At 68.1% G+C, this 2,094-nt stretch carries 1 protein-coding gene; it reads right to left on the bottom strand.

Annotated features, from left to right (window positions below; all coding sequences use genetic code 11):
• The coding region (locus ACS5Q0_RS27380) for a malate synthase G (RefSeq protein WP_473129772.1) at window positions 1-2,094 on the bottom strand (2,094 nt) is incomplete at both ends.

Genomic DNA, 2,094 nt, shown 5'->3' on the forward strand with positions numbered 1-2,094 from the left:
ACCCCGCTCTCGTGTGTGAGGTCTGCGGCGCCTTCGGCCTTTGCTTCCCGGCGGCGTTCGTGCAGGATCCATTCGGTATAGCCGTTGGGCTGCGCGGCGCCCTTGAAGACCAGGTCGCAGGCCGCCTGGAACGCCGGGCCGTCGAAGCCGGGCGCCATCGGCCGGTAGAGCGGATCCCCCGCATTCTGCCGGTCCACCACCGCCGCCATCCGCCGCAGGGTCTCGCGCACCTGATCCTCCGTCACGGTGCCGTGGCGCAGCCAGTTGGCGAGGTGCTGGCTCGAGATCCGCAAGGTCGCCCGATCCTCCATCAGCCCGACATCGTGAATGTCCGGCACCTTGGAGCAGCCCACCCCCTGGTCGACCCAGCGCACCACATAGCCGAGAATGCCCTGGCAGTTGTTGTCGAGCTCCTGCTGCACGGCGTCGGGCGCCCAGTTCGATGGCGACACCGGAATGCTGAGAATGTCGGACAGCTTCGCCCGCGGGCGCGACTTCAGTTCGCCCTGGCGCGCCGGCACGTCCACCTGATGATAGTGCAGCGCGTGAAGCGTCGCAGCGGTCGGCGACGGCACCCAGGCCGTGTTCGCTCCCGCCCGCGGATGGCCGATCTTCTGCGCCATCATGTCCGCCATCTTGTCGGGGGCAGCCCACATGCCCTTGCCGATCTGGGCATGGCCCGGCAGGCCGCAGGCCAGCCCCACGTCGACGTTGTTGTCCTCATAGGCCTTGATCCACGCGCTCGCCTTCATGTCGTTCTTGCGGATCATGGGGCCTGCTTCCATCGAGGTGTGGATCTCGTCGCCGGTGCGGTCGAGGAAGCCCGTATTGATGAAGAAGATCCGCTCGCTGGCCGCCCTGATGCAGGCCTTGAGGTTGACCGTGGTGCGGCGCTCCTCGTCCATGATGCCCATCTTGAGGGTGTTGCGCGCCAATCCCAGCATGTCCTCGACGGCGGCGAACAGAGCGCTGGCAAACGCCACCTCGTCCGGCCCGTGCATCTTGGGCTTGACGATGTAGATCGAGCCCGTGCGGCTGTTGCGGAGCGCGCCCGTTCCCTGGAGATCGTGCAGCGCGATCAGCGCGGTGACCGCCGCATCGAGAATCGTCTCGGGAATCTCCTGCCCCGCCGCGTCCAGAACCGCATCGGTGAACATGTGATGGCCCACGTTGCGCACCAGCATCAGGCTGCGGCCGTGCAGGCGCACCTCGCCGCCGTCGGGAGCGGCGTAGACGCGGTCCGGATGGAGCCGGCGCTCGATCACCCGCCCGCCCTTCTCGAAGCGCTCGACGAGATCGCCCTTCATCAGCCCGAGCCAGGTGCGGTAGACCTCCACCTTGTCTTCGGCATCGACCGCGGCAACGCTGTCCTCCAGGTCCATGATGGTGGAGATGGCCGCTTCGATCACGAGATCGGCGACGCCGGCCGGATCCTCGGCTCCGATGGGATGCGAGCGGTCGATCCGGATGTCGAGATGCAGGTTGTGGTGGACGAGCAGCACGGACGCGGGATTGGCCGCGTCCCCCTGATAGCCGGCAAGCTGGGCCGGATCCTTCAGTCCCGTCTCGCTGCCGTCCTGGAGCCTCACCACGAGAGCGCCGCCGCGCAGGGCATAGCCCGTGGCATCCGTGTGGCTGCCCTTGGCCAGGGGCGCGGCCCGATCGAGCAGCGCCCGGGCGTCGGCGACCACCTTGGCGCCGCGCAGCTTGTTGTAGCCGCCCGAGCGCGTGGCGCCGCCCTCCTCCGGGATCGCATCGGTGCCGTAGAGCGCATCGTAGAGGCTGCCCCAGCGGGCATTGGCGGCGTTGAGCGCATAGCGGGCGTTGGACACCGGCACCACCAGCTGCGGCCCGGCGATGCGGGCGATCTCGTCGTCGACGTTCTGCGTCGTGACCGCAAAGTCTTCCGGCTCGGGCAGAATGTAGCCGATGTCGCGCAGGAAGCGCTCGTAAGCGGCCGGATCGAAGGCTTGGCCGGAGCGGGCGCGGTGATAATCGTCGATCTGGGCCTGGAGCTTATCGCGGATGGCCAGGAGCTCCCGGTCGCGCGGCGCGAAATTCTCGACCAGGCCCGCCAGTCCCGTCCAGAAGGCT

Source organism: Microvirga sp. HS2 (genome assembly GCF_055792805.1).